Annotated in this window: 13 protein-coding genes, 2 other RNA genes and 3 pseudogenes; 13 read left to right on the top strand and 5 right to left on the bottom strand. The window is 38.6% G+C overall.

The genetic code is table 11. From position 1 onward, the window contains the following. Window positions 1–56 precede the first annotated feature (56 nt). The 3 genes from rnr (at window position 57) to ssrA (EEL30_03435) (ending at window position 3,780) form a co-directional block, all read left to right on the top strand. The gene (gene rnr / locus EEL30_03445) at window positions 57–2,639 is read left to right on the top strand and encodes a ribonuclease R (GenBank protein QDX91508.1); all 2,583 of its coding nucleotides are present in this window, start codon (window positions 57–59) and stop codon (window positions 2,637–2,639) included. Window positions 2,640–2,751: 112 nt separating this feature from the next. Further along, window positions 2,752–3,225, top strand: coding sequence for an SsrA-binding protein SmpB (gene smpB / locus EEL30_03440; protein QDX91507.1), 474 nt, complete (start codon window positions 2,752–2,754; stop codon window positions 3,223–3,225). Between the two features lie 200 nt (window positions 3,226–3,425). After that, window positions 3,426–3,780, top strand: a transfer-messenger RNA (tmRNA) gene (ssrA, locus tag EEL30_03435). Window positions 3,781–3,995: 215 nt separating this feature from the next. Here the strand turns inward: ssrA (EEL30_03435) and EEL30_03430 are convergent. Together EEL30_03430 and EEL30_03425 are read right to left on the bottom strand one after the other, a co-directional pair. Then, the gene (locus tag EEL30_03430) at window positions 3,996–4,322 is read right to left on the bottom strand and encodes a hypothetical protein (protein ID QDX91506.1); all 327 of its coding nucleotides are present in this window, start codon (window positions 4,320–4,322) and stop codon (window positions 3,996–3,998) included. Between the two features lie 21 nt (window positions 4,323–4,343). After that, complete coding sequence (locus EEL30_03425; GenBank protein ID QDX91505.1) at window positions 4,344–4,592, bottom strand: hypothetical protein; 249 nt, start codon at window positions 4,590–4,592, stop codon at window positions 4,344–4,346. 360 nt (window positions 4,593–4,952) lie between these two features. On the opposite strand from EEL30_03425, the gene EEL30_03420 reads away from it, so the two are divergent. From EEL30_03420 to ssrA (EEL30_03405), 4 genes and pseudogenes are all read left to right on the top strand, one after another. After that, complete coding sequence (locus tag EEL30_03420) at window positions 4,953–5,996, top strand: hypothetical protein (GenBank protein QDX91504.1); 1,044 nt, start codon at window positions 4,953–4,955, stop codon at window positions 5,994–5,996. Between the two features lie 314 nt (window positions 5,997–6,310). Beyond that, entirely contained in the window at window positions 6,311–6,577 is a 267-nt protein-coding gene (locus EEL30_03415; protein ID QDX91503.1) for a hypothetical protein, read from the top strand. A 183-nt stretch (window positions 6,578–6,760) separates the two neighbouring features. After that, window positions 6,761–7,021 (top strand): annotated as a pseudogene (locus tag EEL30_03410) (elongation factor G-binding protein). 149 nt (window positions 7,022–7,170) lie between these two features. Then, window positions 7,171–7,696: a transfer-messenger RNA gene (gene ssrA, locus EEL30_03405) on the top strand. A gap of 522 nt (window positions 7,697–8,218) precedes the next feature. On the opposite strand, the gene EEL30_03400 is transcribed toward ssrA (EEL30_03405), so the two are convergent. After that, entirely contained in the window at window positions 8,219–9,013 is a 795-nt protein-coding gene (locus EEL30_03400; protein ID QDX91502.1) for a hypothetical protein, read from the bottom strand. Between the two features lie 182 nt (window positions 9,014–9,195). Here EEL30_03400 and EEL30_03395 point away from each other — a divergent pair. After that, a pseudogene (locus tag EEL30_03395) lies at window positions 9,196–9,328 on the top strand (YolD-like family protein). 325 nt (window positions 9,329–9,653) lie between these two features. Here the strand turns inward: EEL30_03395 and EEL30_03390 are convergent. After that, window positions 9,654–10,523 (bottom strand): PhzF family phenazine biosynthesis protein, encoded by an 870-nt coding sequence (locus EEL30_03390; protein QDX91501.1) that lies wholly within the window; start codon window positions 10,521–10,523, stop codon window positions 9,654–9,656. A gap of 486 nt (window positions 10,524–11,009) precedes the next feature. Here EEL30_03390 and EEL30_03385 point away from each other — a divergent pair, with 486 nt between their 5' ends. From EEL30_03385 to EEL30_03370, 4 genes and pseudogenes are all read left to right on the top strand, one after another. Further along, the gene (locus EEL30_03385) at window positions 11,010–11,621 is read left to right on the top strand and encodes a hypothetical protein (protein ID QDX91500.1); all 612 of its coding nucleotides are present in this window, start codon (window positions 11,010–11,012) and stop codon (window positions 11,619–11,621) included. A gap of 89 nt (window positions 11,622–11,710) precedes the next feature. Then, entirely contained in the window at window positions 11,711–12,064 is a 354-nt protein-coding gene (locus EEL30_03380) for a hypothetical protein (protein ID QDX91499.1), read from the top strand. 258 nt (window positions 12,065–12,322) lie between these two features. Continuing rightward, window positions 12,323–13,637: pseudogene (locus EEL30_03375) on the top strand (hypothetical protein). A 212-nt stretch (window positions 13,638–13,849) separates the two neighbouring features. Next, window positions 13,850–14,050, top strand: coding sequence for a YwbE family protein (locus EEL30_03370; GenBank protein ID QDX95658.1), 201 nt, complete (start codon window positions 13,850–13,852; stop codon window positions 14,048–14,050). Between the two features lie 211 nt (window positions 14,051–14,261). Here EEL30_03370 and EEL30_03365 read toward each other — a convergent pair whose 3' ends face one another. Beyond that, entirely contained in the window at window positions 14,262–14,441 is a 180-nt protein-coding gene (locus EEL30_03365; protein ID QDX91498.1) for a hypothetical protein, read from the bottom strand. 129 nt (window positions 14,442–14,570) lie between these two features. Here EEL30_03365 and EEL30_03360 point away from each other — a divergent pair, with 129 nt between their 5' ends. Beyond that, complete coding sequence (locus EEL30_03360; protein QDX95657.1) at window positions 14,571–15,392, top strand: alpha/beta hydrolase; 822 nt, start codon at window positions 14,571–14,573, stop codon at window positions 15,390–15,392. The last annotated feature ends 284 nt before the right edge of the window (window positions 15,393–15,676 follow it).

The following is a 15,676-nucleotide window of genomic DNA, read 5'->3' as shown; positions in this document are numbered from 1 at the left end:
TTTGTTGAACATAACTTGGCATACTAAAACATAATTAAGAAAAAAGGAGCTTTTACATGAAAGATATAGATATCCTTTCCTTTATGAGGGAACAGGCGTATCATCCCATGACGATACACGAGCTAGAAGAAGCGTTTAGCTTACAAGGCTCAGATGATTTTAAGCAATTAGTGAAAACCTTGAATCAGCTTGAGGATAATGGAGTAGTCGTACGTACACGTGCAAACCGCTATGGTATTCCAGAAAAAATGAATTTGGTTCGCGGTAGACTACAAAACCATCCAAAAGGCTTTGGTTTCGTGATTCCTGAGACTCAAGGTGAAGAAGATGTGTATGTGCATTCCAACGATATGCAAGGCGCTATGCACGGAGACACGGTTTTGGTTCGAGTGGAAAAAGAGGCATTTGGCAGTCGTTTGGAGGGTAAAATCGTTCGTGTTGTGGAACGTAGCACGAAGACGATTGTAGGGACGTATCAGGATCAGGAGCACTATGGCTTTGTGCTTCCAGATGATAAGCGCATTGGGAAAGACATCTTTATTCCACAACAAGCCGTAAATGGAGCTGTAGACGGCCACAAGGTGGTTGTAAAGATTCTCAAGTACGCAGAGGGTAGAGGAAACCCTGAAGGTGAGATAACGGAGATTCTGGGGCATAAGAACGACCCTGGAGTAGATATCCTTTCGATTATCCGAAAGTTTAACTTACCGGAGGGCTTCCCCGATGATGTACTAGCAGAAGCGGAAGCAGCTCCCGATCGTATTTCTGATGAAGAAATAAAAGATAGACGTGATTTGCGTGAGCGGATGATGGTCACCATTGATGGAGCGGATGCTAAGGATTTGGATGATGCTGTTTCTCTGGAGCGATTAGAGAACGGTAATGTACGTCTAGGCGTTCATATTGCGGATGTTAGCTATTATGTAAAAGGAAAGTCTACCTTAGATCAGGAAGCATACCGTCGTGGTACAAGTGTGTATCTTGTGGACCGAGTCATTCCGATGTTACCGCATCGATTATCGAATGGAATTTGTAGTTTAAATCCGCAAGTGGATCGACTAACGATTACCTGTGATATGGAATTCGATGCAGGGGCTAACATTGTTTCACATGACATCTATTTAAGTGTCATTCGTACCAACGAGCGGATGACTTACGCTGATGTTCGCAGTATTTTAGTTGATCAGGATCAGGAGCTACGTGAGAAATATCATGAATTAGTACCAATGTTTGAAAGCATGGAAGAGCTTTGCCTCAAATTACGTAAAAAACGGATGCAGCGTGGAGCTATCGATTTTGATTTCCGTGAGGCAAAGATTTATGTAGATGCTGAAGGCACACCAACTGACATTGGCTTCCGTACACGCTCCATAGCTGAGCAGATGATTGAAGAGTTCATGCTGGCTGCCAATGAAACGGTAGCAGAGCATTTCCATAAATTGAAGCGTCCTTTTATTTACCGGATTCACGAAGATCCAAAGGAAGAAAAACTACAAAACTTCATGGAGTTTATCACGAGCTTTGGATACAGCGTGCGAGGTAAGGGAACGTCTGTTCATCCAAAAGCGCTACAACAATTGTTAGAAGAGATCAAAGGAACACCTGAAGAGGTAATCATTAGTACGGTATTGCTTCGTTCCATGAAACAGGCACGTTACGACGCAGAGAGCTTTGGACACTTTGGCTTATCTACGGAATACTACACACATTTCACTTCTCCAATTCGCCGTTATCCAGACTTAATTGTGCATCGGATGATTCGTTTGTGGTTGGAAAAAGAGAAGCTGGATGCAAAAGAAGAGGCATACTGGACAGCGGAAATGCCGATCATTGCAGAACACACCTCTCAACGAGAACGTGTAGCAGTAGATGCTGAACGTGAAACAGATGATCTGAAAAAAGCGGAATACATGCTACAACATATTGGTGAAGAGTTTGAAGGCGTGATTTCTAGTGTAACTTCCTTTGGTATCTTTGTAGAGCTTCCAAACACGATTGAAGGATTGGTACATGTCAGCTATCTAACCGACGACTATTATAACTACCACGAAAAAATGTATGCTCTTATTGGAGAACGTACGGGTAAGCAGTATCGGATCGGTGACGAGGTTCTAGTACGAGTGACTACGGTTAACGTGGACGAACGCACCATTGACTTTGAAATAGTTGGCATGAAAAAGCCAAGTGAACTTCGATTTAACAGATCACGTGAAGCAAAAGTAATTAACGGCAATGGTCGAGATCGTGATCGTGGTGGCAACCGACAACAGCGTCGTTCAAAACCTTTTAAAGATGCAGGTCCAGCTGCTGTGAAACGAAAACGTAAGCAGGAGCGCAATCAAGGTGGACAAGGAGGTCAACGTACACAAGGTGGTAATCAACGTGGACAAGGCACTCAAGGCGCTCAAGGTAGCGATCAAACGCAAGGTGGCCAAAGTGCACGTGGAAGAGATGCTCAGCGTCGTTCCTCCGGTAATGCAGGAGCAGGACGCTTCATAGCACTTCCAGGGCAAGAAACCACTGAAGGCAAGGAAACTACGGAATCCAAACAAAAAGGGTTTTGGGAGGATTTTGTAAGCTCCAAGCAGAAGAAAAAGCGGGGCTCTGTGGTGAAACCAGCTAAACGTAAGCGGAAATAAATCTGTAATAAAAGAAGAGTAACAAGAAGGCAATGGCGGTCAAAGCGTTGCCTTCTTGTCTTATTTTTGCTAAACTTAGATGTACTACTCTTGCTCAGATGAGGTGATTTCCGTGACCGTTTCTAAAAAAGGAACAAAAACTGTAGCCCAAAACAAAAAAGCCAGACATGATTACCACATTGAAGAAGTGATGGAAGCAGGTATCGAGTTAACCGGTACGGAAATCAAGTCGATTCGAGGCGGGCGAGTGCAGCTAAAAGATAGTTTTGCTCGTATTGTTAACGGGGAGCTTATGCTGTATAACGTGCATATTAGCCCTTACGAACAAGGCAATCGATTTAATCATGAACCAGAACGTAATCGTCGCTTACTGATGAGACGTCTGGAAATTTTGAAGTTACACAGCTTGATTCGTGAGCAGGGATATTCCATTGTTCCGCTTAGCATTTATTTGAAAAATGGCTGGGCAAAGATTGAGCTTGCTGTTGTTCGTGGTAAAAAGAATTATGACAAGCGTGAGGATCTGAAGAAGAAGGATGCCCAACGCGAAGTAGCGCGTGCGCTGAGAGATCGTCAGAAGTTTTAGAGGAAAAGAACGGTTCTTGGTAGCAGTTCTTCCAACTCTGCCAGTAACCCACATTGAGATTTTTACGTAAGATGTGGTAGTATAGGTGTACAACGATGAACGATTCGAAACATCGTTGATCAAGGAATACAGCTTATTCATCTTAAAAGATGTTTTGTAGTAAGGAAAACCTAATAAGTTTTCTTTGCTCTTTCTATCCTGGGGGCGTTTTGGATTCGACGGGGATGGTAGAGCATGAGAAGCGAGCCGGGGGGCTGCGGACCTCGTCAACAACGCGGAAAGCCATTAACTGGCAACAAACAACTTTCTCTAGCTGCCTAATCTCAGCTAGGTGCTACCACTCCATCGCCCATGTGGCGTGACTAGCACTCAAACTTAGTGGGATACGCCTGAGGCTTCCGTCTGGAGCCGATGGAAGAAGATCAATCAGACTAGGTAGCGGGTCAGCGCGTCACTCCGCGAATCCACTACCGAAATTCAAATGAGTGACTGCGCTCGGAGATGCTCATGTATCGCTGTTTTCGGACGGGGGTTCGAATCCCCCCGCCTCCATAAAAGTATCGAAAATGGGAGATTAGACAGTTAAAAGCTGTTGAATCTCCCATTTTTCATTTTTATGAAGAACAATTTTTGGGAACATAGAGTATGGGAAACAGGTATCCTAGGTGCTTTTCGCTGTCTCAATAATCTGAGTCAGTCCAATAAATCGGTAAGAGAGATATTTTGCTATTTAAACAACCTCTAAGTATAACGAGGTGACTGACGGTCTTTTATTGATCATCTTCACAATGGACAAATATATATTTAAATTCATCCTCTTTTAATAAATGGTCTACTATTTCCTCTATTCTTTTTCTGCTTACGTTATCAACCAAAACCATGTCACTTGCCCACAGATAGGCGCCTTTCATATTTTCACCGGTTTTTTCATTTTTTTGTTGGAGTGTTGTTATATTTTCATAGGTGAAGAATGTTGCGACCCATTTTGAACGATCTGATAAGGTTACCATAACATCAACGTTATTATCGTAAATATTGTAATTTTTATTCTCAGATTGCTCTACATTAATCCAAATTTCTCTTTCTAAATTTTTCATACTTTTCTCCTTGTAATTATGTTATTTTCTTTTTTTTCCGTATATTTCTTCTAAACGCTCAATTACTTTAGATTGATTTTTTTTATCAGATTTTGCTAGTATTTCAACAGTATCTCCTTCAGTTCTTAGATATACTCGCGCTCCATTCTTTGAGCGAAGCTCAAAAACCCCATTAAAAAGATAGTTATTCCCTGATCCAGGATTACTATTTCCTTTTAGATACTCATTGAGCAAGTTGTTAGCCTCAGCTTGAAGTTTTTTATCTTTCATTGCTTTTTCTGTTTCACGTATAAGGAAAGAATCTTCATCTATTCTTGAGTTAACATAATATTTACCAATTTTCTTTCGGCCGTTAAGGACCTTATTAGCAAAACTAGCTATATCATCACCGTGCTCTTTTAAAAGATTGTACGTTTTCTTACCAGCCTTTGCCCCTTTTCCAGCAGGGAATAAAGATGGAAGTTATCCAGATTACTTGTATCATTTTCATGAAACAGTACTAGATGATAATAGAGAAAGTCGTGGTCATTCATTCTATTTAGTAGTTAATTTAAAATTTAGATAATAAAGGTGTGATAATATTATTAATATAATCACACTCGTATTTTATATATTGGAGGCGAATATATAATGAAAAAAGAAGAGTGGGACGAAATACCTCTAATTATCCCAATTAAGCCTATAGTAAGTCCGTCATTCATAGCTTGCAGTCATTCCCGAGAGAAAGGAAAACTAGCAATCTGTAACATTAATCTTGAAGAAGGGAAAAAAGAAACAGTATATTCAATCCCTCAACAAATAGCTAAAATGTCAATCTCGCCTACAGGGAATGTAATATATGGAGCTGAGCTTGATAAGAAAGATGACAAAAATGTAATCGCATTTTATAGGATAGAGGCCAATGAAAAAGGTATAAATAAAATTGCAGTGATACCAGCTGACGAATATCTCAATAATTGGATGGAAACAAATAGTCTTAATGACACTGAAGCCCATTTATCTGAAATATATTCCCTAGATGATCAATACGCCATTTTTTTTATCTCAAATTCAGGAGTTGAGTATGGGAAACCTTACTACAGTGATATTTTCTTAATTGACTCTATTGAATCATGTATTTATAAAGTAAGCTCAGATATAGGTCATGATGATAGTTTGCTTCGACTTGATAGCTTAAAAGCTTTCTATGCTGATCATCATTACTACTTCTATAGTAAAACAGGAAGGATTTATCCGTATGAAAAACAGAGCATGTGGAGAGAGACAAAAGCAAGCAATCCTTACTATGACCATTTGGAAACAATTATGATTTTTAACACGAGAGATTTTATTGAACAGGTCAAAGACAATAAGAAAATTCTAAATGGAAAATTAGTTGAGCAGGTTAATTATAATCAGACTTTGAGTGAAATAGATATAACAGCAGAAGGCATAAGCTATTTATTGGGAGATATTCCAAATGATTTACAATACTTGATAAAATACAAGACGAGCAACGGAGAAAAAGATAAAATTTTTGACGAGACTAGTATAAATGAATACAAAAATAGAGATAAACATGAAGATTGGCTGTATGATTATATTTCCAAATTACGGAATAAATTTAATGATAGATTTACATTAGAAACTCCATATAATCATTATAATTTATTCTTAAATGAAGATTTTGTTTAAACTGAGTATCCGATATAGACCACAACCAATCAAATAACTGCTCACTTCCCCTGTCAAACTACATCATATATTATTGAATTGTACAACAAATGAAAAATGCGTTATGAAAATCCCAGGAGGTGATAAGCAGTGGTAAAAAAGCGTAAATTGCCAGAAACCGCAGCATCTCATGCAAAGCCAAGTATTGGAGGCGATACTTTGCATGGGGTGGACATTTATCTATAATGAAATCGCCCAAATGAGCATAGATCATTTCTAATATTTTGGCTTTGCACCTTATTTTCATTTTTAAAGTGAATAGGGGGCAGGCAGAGATGAAATATGTAAAAGCAACAGCTATTTTACCCGAAAAGCTACTTGTAGAAATTCAAAAATATATTCAAGGTGAAACCATATATATTCCAAAACCAAAAAAGACCTACCAAAAATGGGGATCACATTCTGGCGGAAGAAAGTTAATTGATGATAGAAATATTGCCATTAAACATGCATTTAAAAATGGAAAAACGATTCATCAATTGGCCGAGGACTACTTTCTTTCTATAGAGACGATTAAAAAAATTGTTTATTCAAGTAAATAGGCACAAGAGGGTAGCACTTATAATCTTAGGAATAGATTATAGGTGCTTTTTATATGGCGAGTTCGTTTCTGAGTCAAATACCACATAGCATAGAATAAGCTAATTTTTTATAGTAAGAAGGGGGGCAACGAAAGGAACAATAATCCTCCCAAAAGATTAGGTTGAATATTTGGAGGGAAATATATGGTTGAACCATTTATTAGGAATCATCAATATAACTTTATTAAGAAGCAAACAGATATACTGCAAAACGCTACCTTAACTGTTGCCGATCTCAAAGTAATGGAGGCAGTGAGGTATGGTTCAGAATCAAAAGTAATAGAAGAGTTTCCTAATGCTACGGATATCCAAAAACAGTTGCTGGAGACAATTTCTTCATTAAGGGAAGCTGAAGATTTCCAAAAGTATCTTTGTTCATTATTACCCTACTTAGTTGAATTTCCACAAGTGACCGAAAAACAGATAAAGAAACTATTCCCCAAAAATAAAAAGCTTAAGGTTCCTGATTTAGTAACAATTGACTACCACAAGGTAACCTATCTTGGGTGGATCAATATTTCTAGTAATAAATTGTTCATCGTCTATCATTTGAAGGGGAAAATAGTCGGAATCGAAGGTAAATATACAATTGTAAATAAGAAAAACATATGTGCATTATGCCATGGACATGGTGAGGTTGCTTTATTTTCAGCGATATCGAAATCAAGACCTGTTAATGCATCTTCTGATTATTACAAAGCGGTTGGTCACTATATATGTATCAATAGTCATGAATGTAATAAAAGGATTACGGATGTTACTCCGTTAGAGAGGTTTATTGAGGACGTTATAGGCTAGATAAGCTATTTAAAATATCCTTTGGGAGTTAGCGTACATGGGGTGTAGTAACTTCTTCTGGCAAGCAGGTGCTACCACTCCATCGGCTATATGGCGTGACTAGCACTTACTCTTAGGGGGATACGCCTGAGGTTTCCGTCTGGAGCCGATGGAAGAAAGTCAATCAGACTAGGTAGCAGGTCAGCGCGTCACTCCGCGAATCCACTACCGAAATTCAAATGAGTGACTGAGCTCGGAGATGCTCATGTATCGCTGTTTTCGGACGGGGGTTCGAATCCCCCTGCCTTCATAAAAATGAAAAATGGGAGATTAGACAGTCATAGCTGTTGGATCTCCCATTTTTCATTTTTATAAAGAACAATCTTTTGAAACATCGATTGTATAAACTGCTTTAGTGTATTCCTAACGAGGTACTGCCAGTTCTTCTCTAAACATTGGACAGTTGGCAGATGAGTTACGGGTTGCGAGTGGTCAGGAACGTCAAAATAACTAGGTAGCCATAATATTAAAAATAAAGAAATCCCCCTTAAAATAGTAGGTGTAATAAAATTTAAATAAGTTTAGCACGTTCTATTGTAAGGGGGAGATAACAAAACCCTTAAGATTTTCTCTAATCAGGCAATCCAGTCTGAAGTTTTTATTGGCTAAGATAGGCATTAATCGCTTGATAAACCATTCTAATGGTTATAGCCAACAATACAAATAATGTTATTCTTACTTTCTTATTATCCCATGTCTTAATCAGGGCATATATATTTGAGATAAGTATGAGTAAGCAAATAATAATATCTACCATAGCTTCACCTAATAGGGTGTAATTTTATTTTTTAGTAGGTCATACGCATCTTCAAGAGCTTCTTTCTCTGCAACAGAAGCATTGTAGAGCTTAATTGCATTCCAGCCTGCTACCCCTGCTTCAGGAATTAAAGCAATGACAGTTTCCCAAGTTACTAAAGCAGCTCCTATAGCTCCTGTAATTGCCACTTGTGCATCTATTATAGCTTCATGTTTACTTTCAACTTTGTCTGCATATTTAATGAATTTTGATACGTAGTCATTACTATTGCTATATTTTACTAATCCTTTACCACTAGGTTCTTCTAAAAAATCATTAACTTTAGGAAAAGCCTTAAGATAATAATAGTTGCGATTAATTTCATCATAAGTGATTACTCCTGCACGACCGCCGCTATCACCTTTATAGGCTTTTGCAAAGGAATATTTACCTTTACTTGCTGTAACTGGTTGATTTAAAAAGTCCTGAGACAATTGTTCACCGTTAATAAAATACTTTTTATCATTTGTTATCTTAATCTCGGTAACTTTTCGGTCAGTAGTATCTTCGCTTTCATCATTATAGTATTTATTTTCTGTTACTGTAATCAATCTTACTAAAACTTCTCCTGAATCTTTCGTTACTTCCTTATAAACTTTTTCGATCTCTTCTCCGATTTCATTACCTTCATTATCTAGTATCGGATTTTTTTCATCATAAACCAAATTACTTGATTCAGCCCTTGCCGACTGAATATTTTGAATGCCAAACATGCTACAAATGAACGCAAAAACCATCATTAAACTCGTTATTTTCTTTAGCATAAAAGTCCTCCTGGTTCCTTATAAATTAGTTGTAATCAAGTTACTGATTAGAGAAAAAATCTAAGTTATAGCTAATGATAGACTGCTTTTTGAATTTTTACTACAATTTTCCATTAAATTATCATTTTACAATAGATCTTTTATATCATGTCATCATTTTATGCTCGGCTTTACTGCCAGAGGACTACGCTCTTACAATCAATTGGTGGAAAGTAATAGAGGGGATAGAGGTGTAATTTAATCTGCTTGGGATGGATAGAGAAGTTTGATTCAACAAATAAACAGATCAAGTTAAAGAACGATCAGAATTTCTAGTGGATACCTGTAGAGAATGTAGTGAGTGTTACTACTTAATGAAGAAAGGTTGTTTCTTTAATTAAAATAGAAAGGGGGGGATTTTTTCAGTACTTTCAAGGGAATCCCCCCCTCCTTATCAAAAAAAGCACCATCAAATCAACGAGAAGCAATTTCAATGTCCCATAGAGTTTTCCGTTCCACTATTCTCTGGAAGATGAAAAACTTCGATCATTTGTGATTTACAGCAGTGGGGGATGCAAATCCGCTCACCAGTGCCTGATGAGTCACAGCTTTCTGGTCAATGGCTGACCAGTTAGAAATACATTCGCTTCCCACATAAAATTTATAAGGTAACGGACCGTTTTTGAATATTTGATGCAGTACCTCCAACTTCAATTTGGGTGATACGCCCCTGTTTAACAGAAAGTCTTGAAATAATAGTAGAAGGTTGATTCATACTGTGACCCTGAGCAAAAGCTAAGCGGTGAATGGTATGGTCAGAAATGATTTTATGCTTGTACAAATAGCATGTTAGGGCCCCACATGATGTCCCTGTCGCACTTTCCTCCGGTATATCATACAAAGGAGCAAAATTCCTACAAGTAGCAATCATTCCGTTTTTGGTTTCCAATGTGAATAAATGAAAGCCAATAACCTGATATTTTTTACTTAATAGTGTGATTTGATCAAAATCAGGGGTAATTTTATTGAGAACCTCTAAGCTTCTAATTGGTACAAGTATATCCTTCAATCCTGTTGAAACAATCTCAAGCGGTAGTCGTTGGTCTAAGTCTTCTGCTGAGATATGTAGAGATTTGATGATATCTTCTCTATCTGGTTGATCATAAAAGGTTGGGAGGGCTTGCGAAAGAAAAATATGATGATCTTTTTCCACGGTTACCTGTAACAAGCCGGCTTTACATTCTAATGTATATGTGCCGTGACTAATTTTTTGTTGACATACCATTAGATAAAACGTTGCAATTGTGGCATGACCACATAAATCAACCTCGGCATTAGGGGTAAAAAATTGAATCTTAAAATCTGCGATGGAGGATGTCTGAATAAACGCTGTTTCAGAGAATCCAACTATATGAGCAATAGTTTGCATGTCCTTGTGTTTCAATAAATCAGCCTCTAATACAACGCCCGCTGGATTCCCCCCATTTTGGTCAGTTGCGAAGGCATTTAGCGTATAAACCATTACTTCCAACAAGATCACCTTTTTTCTGAAATTGTTTTATGAATTGAACATCCAGTTTCTATAGGTTTTAGCGATATCTATTACTTTACCTATTATATGATTTTTTAAAAAGATTACCTTTATTTCATCAATTAAAAAAGGGATTAGATGCATTTGAAATTGATGTGTGACTTGGTTTTAGGACCAAATATGACCAAAAAGAATTAGAAATACCAAATTGATCCAGATGGCACTGTATCTACAAAGAAATGCTGGGTAGAGTTAATAAAGAGCGAATAATCAAGCATTACATAAGCAATACGGCAGAAGTGATGGAGTTCGTGGAATTGAGTCAGGCATTAGAGAATCTTATTCATAAGGGTGCTAGACTCAGTTTATTTGGTCCAATCAAGAGATGTTTGCCATTTTGACGATAAACATAATAAGTCAATGCCATGGAGAGCGTAGTAGTGAGGCATAGACGATATTACTTCTGAATAATTAGGAGGGTCTATATTGGAACGATTTACAGACGAATATGGTCATAAATATTGCTTTAATATGGTAACTCATTATGGTTGCAAGGTAGTCGTGCACTGTCCGAAATGTACAAAAAATGCCTATATTTCTAAAGAAGCTAATGGATATGTTCTAAAATGTGGAGCGTGTTACCATACAGAAACACAATCGGAAGCCTATAAATACTCGGCTAGAGGGTTCTGCCAGCATTGTGAAAGGTACTTTAATCTGGAAGTAAAGGATGAAAAGAAAATAACTCAAAAACAATTGAATATAGCGTGTCCTCATTGCCACACAATGAATCAAGTTCCTATGCACAGAGTGGCAGATTATCAATGGCGGTACCAGGATATTAGAGATGGAAAAGATCCAGTTTTTCATTTGGAGCTGTACTATTTGGATTATTTTCGTGGGAAACCGGTATGGGCTGTAAACCGAGACCATTTGAACTATCTCATATCATACACGTCAGCATACTTGCGTGAAAAACCAGTGAACGGTCCCATGCGAACTGCCTCCCATTCCCTTCCTGTCTATATGAAAGAGGCGAAAAATAGAGAATCTATCGTAAAAATCCTCCAAAAATTACAGAGGAAATTTGAAGAATAGCAAGGATGATACTTCTGAAAAGGATTTGAAGGTACAAGCTCTACAGAACGAAGATTGGTGTAGCTATTTAATAGAAAGGGGGTTTTTACATGGAATGTTTTAAACATCTTGAAGAATTAATTAGAAGGATTGAGAAATTGGAATGGAATGAGTGGATTTATACGAATGTAAATGCTTTTCGGCGTGACCCACTACATAACGACTATTACATAATTCCGGAAGAAGAATGCTGGGATTTGGAGGAAGCGGGACAAACAATGAAAAACCACCGTGATGAGGCTATCCCTGCGTCTATAGCGGATCGGGAGGTGCAGTCCTGGCTGGAGATTGCTACTGTTCAAGATGTAATTGACGTAGTAAGAAGGCGGGGGGAGGAGCCAGATATTTTGCTGATAGCCAAAGCACTCCGCTATTATCATGAACAGGATGCTTTTATGGAATAAGATAAAGCTTCATTACCCTGGATATAAGATCAGTGGGGTGATCAAGGATTATGGTGACAAGGGTTCGTTATTGAAAATTGTTCTGTGACAGGAGAGCGAATTTATAAAACAATTCTTTAATAAAACGACGGATGGAACAGGAAGAATTTCTATGTTAGATGATGTTTCTGGTTCTCTCCTTGAACATCATTGTTTAATCATAATGGATAACAATTGAATTCAGCTTGTTTAACCTAATGCATCTAGGAGGAGATAAGAATGGACTGGTTAAATAAAGAAGTAGCAGCGGCATGGCGTGAAGAGGGACAACGGTATGCTTCAGATGTAAACCGTTTTATCCGTGAAATGAAAGAGATGGAAGGAAAACAGGAGCCCGAGTATCTCTCAGATGACCAGAGGACTCAATTGGCGGAAGAAGTATTTGAAATGATAAAGACTGCTAATAAGAAGGGGGAATGGCAACAGCTCCGTAAAGAGCTTCCACCTGCCACATGGCCGTTAGCTACGAATTTTGAAAAAGCGATGCAGGCTGTACGGTCTATTTCATTTCTGGACAGAAAAACGGTCGTCTTCACCGCAGGAGCAACATGGGACAAGAGCAGTGTTTTCATAGCGAGTGAAGAGGGGATACAGCAGTTTCCAGAGCTAAGCCATGTTGGCTGCTCTATGGATGGCTCTGTGTATGCTTTGGTTGGTCAGCAGGCTATCCGTCTCATCCGTCATCCAGATCGACATTTACAGGGAGAAGAATTAGCAGTGTTTCGTTGGGAAGATATATTGACACAGATTAAATCAACAATTCCTGATTTGAAGACCGGTTGCTGATTGTGAGTATCCTGAGGCGATACTGGAGGCAGTAATTCCATTTACAGACGGGAAAAGCTTGTTACTGGCTAGTGGGTACGGAATTTACTTGGTAGAAAAAGACCAGGTATCTCTTCTTCATCCTAGTGTTGCGGAGTGCTTAGAATATGGGGCAGAGGATACTGACATCGATATGCCCCACGCTTCGGTTTCCCATGATGAACGTTGGATTGCCTTTGGGAGCCAATCCAGTGACCATGTGCTAATAGACCGGAGAACTGGAGAGACCCATACATTCTATCCAGAGTCTAGCTATCCTCATTACTGCTTATTTTCTAAAGATAATCAGAGCGTTTGGTTTAATTCATGTCACTTCTATAATGGAATGACGTTTCGTGTTCCATTGAAAGAGGTAGAGAATGGTCAGGCGAAAGCAATAGAAGATTGGCCGATCATGGATGAGGAGTCTAGGGTATATGCAGCTGTGGCACTAACAGGGGGCACTGTGTTTGGTCATGCCTACGGCTACGTTCGATTTATCAATCAGGAAGGTCAGGAGTTATGGCGCCATTTTGTCGGCAGTACGATTTCTGGTATAGCGGTGTCCGAGGACGAGAGTTTACTGGCAGTCGGTACCTATGGGGGAATGCTTCACCTTCTAGATTTACAGGCTGAGGCGATGGATGAATACGGTATCGGAACCGGCACACTACGTGAATGTGAACGATTTATAATTTGGAAGGAAATGGACGGAGTGCTGCGTTGGTAAACAGGTAGATAAGAATCATATAATAGCATAATTGTAAGAAAAAATTTCTTCCCACGATAGCAGGAACAGGATATGGCAGGAAGTATAGAAAACAGAGAATACGGAGACATAAATGGTAGGATTACGTCTCATCATCGCCATTATTTGAAGGAAGAGCAAACTTGATTAAACACCTAGGGAAATACAAAATAGAAGGTATAGGCGGTGAGGACATGGATGGGAAAAAGCGAAGTGAGATCGTAGCTGGGCTTGAAGTAGAGATTGTTTTAAAGCAAGATCAGAGGACAGGAAAGCGTACACGAGGAATTGTGAAAGATATTCTGACAAATTCTAGTACGCATCCGCACGGGATCAAAGTAAGATTAACGAACGGAATGGTAGGTAGAGTACAAGAGATTATCAAGGGTGAGTAGCTTACGTTTATTCTGAGATTCTGGCAATGTTCTGGAAACGGGGGAAATACCTTTGTGGAACTCAGAAAGAAGGCTATAGGCAGGCTACACAATCCTTTTTCTTACTAAACACAAAAAAATGGAGATTGAACAGATAGTCTACGTTCAATCTCCATTTTTTCTTTCTTTTATCCCTACATATAAGGAGCTGATAAATCTGTTACGAGGTATCTCATCGACTAAATCTGGACTCTACGGCTATCTGGTCAATCCAACCACCTAAAGAGGCCCAATTACTCCAACCATCACTAGGAGCAACCTGCCAAATATGCCAAAGAGCCTGATCTCCTCCGCGAGCAAAGACGTCTAGACGACTGGAGGACCTTCTTTGTGTTACCGGTATTATTAACACCATCTTTCATTAAGATAAATGAATTATTTTGTAATACGTTATTTAGGGCATCTATCATTTGATACAAATGCCTAACAAAATAGGTGTGTGACTATAAAAGCTTTCCGAGATTGCTACTCCTCTTATATAATGCCTATAGGGGGTAGACAATTGATTCATTACAAAACGTATTTTCGCGGAGAAGATTATGAATGGGTGACCTTTGTGCATGGGGCAGGAGGAAGTTCATCCATATGGTTTAAACAGCTTAAATCATACAAAGAACGTTTTAATGTTTTACTGGTGGATCTTCGTGGGCATGGGAAATCGAAAAACTCCAAACGGAAGCGGTTTAAGGACTATACATTTGCAGAAGTAAGTAAAGATATCATTGAAGTTCTTAACCATTTACAAATCCATTCCACACATTTTATCGGCATATCTCTGGGGACTATTGTTATTCAGTCAATTGCTGAAAAGTATCCTTCCAAAATACGTTCAATGGTATTGGGAGGTGCAGTTACCAAGATAAATTTTCGTTCTCAGGTTCTTGTCACACTTGGCAACATGGTCAAGCACTTCATTCCTTATATGTGGCTATATAGTTTATTGGCATGGATTATTATGCCGAGTAAAAGACATAAGGAATCTCGTTCCCTTTTTATAAGAGAAGCAAGAAAATTATGCCAGAAGGAATTCAAGAGATGGTTTAAATTGACCAAAGGTATTAATAGTTTTTTACGAGCATTGTTAGCTAAGGAGTCTCGAATCCCTACTCTGTACATTATGGGAGACGAAGATTATATGTTTTTACCTTCTGTTCAAGCATGTGTTGAAAAGAGGAAATATTCAAAAGTGGTCATTGTTTCAAACTCTGGTCACGTCGTCAATGTTGATCAGCCAGAAGAATTTAACCGAATTTCTATTGATTTTATTCAGAATCAAAAACAGTTATCTAATGCCATAGGATAAGTAGATGTAAAAGAAGAAGACCTAGGAGTCCATTTGTGAATTGACTTTTAGGAGAGGTAACTTGGAGTCAGCAGAAGAATCTGGAATATAGAAGGTGAAGGTAGTGGGCCAACGGGTAACTTCGCTAATCCACTACCAAATTAAAAGTAGAATGCTTATGTGTACCTACTTTCCCTTGTTATAGGCATTTCATCAAAAGAAACTCGCATAAATCGTGAGCAAGCATGTAAGTAGAGCAAAATACCTCGAAATACCTCTTTCGCCAGTAACAACCTCTCTACGAG

Origin of the sequence: Brevibacillus laterosporus (assembly GCA_007833815.1) — a bacterium.
In the GTDB taxonomy this organism is placed as follows: Bacteria; Bacillota; Bacilli; order Brevibacillales; family Brevibacillaceae; genus Brevibacillus_B; species Brevibacillus_B laterosporus_D.
This window is presented reverse-complemented; position numbering and strand designations above follow the sequence as displayed.